Consider the following 476-nt stretch of genomic DNA (forward strand, 5'->3'; position numbering starts at 1 on the left):
ACAAGGGCGTCGCCGTCAGCGGCCGCGCCTATCTCGGCGCAACCGCAGACCTCGGTGCATTCGAGTATGGGTCCGTCGGCTCCGAGCCGTCGCCGACTCCGACTCCTACGCCGACCCCCACGCCGACGCCGACCCCCACGCCAACTCCGACCCCCACGCCGACGCCTACCCCCACACCGACTCCGACCCCCACGAACACCATCACGGGGAACAGCAGCAACAACAGGCTGGTCGGCACGACAGCGGTCGATAAGATCGATGGCAGGGGTGGCAACGACTACCTGTGGGGCAAAGGCGGCAGCGACATCCTCACGGGTGGTTCGGGCAAGGACGCCTTCACGTTCGACACCAAGCTGGGCTCCGGCAATGTCGACACGATCACCGACTTCAACGTGGCGGATGATACCATCCGTCTCAACGACTCGGTTTTCACCAAGCTCGGATCGACGGGAACCCTGGCGGCCAGCAAGTTCGTG

The 476-nt window shown here is 65.3% G+C and carries 1 pseudogene; it reads left to right on the forward strand.

Going from position 1 to position 476, the window contains the following annotated elements:
* Positions 1 to 476 (forward strand): annotated as a pseudogene (locus KBI52_RS00870) (hypothetical protein); the annotation flags it as partial.

The sequence above is a fragment of the Microvirga sp. HBU67558 genome (assembly GCF_018069605.1).
Lineage (GTDB): Bacteria > Pseudomonadota > Alphaproteobacteria > Rhizobiales > Beijerinckiaceae > Microvirga > Microvirga terrae.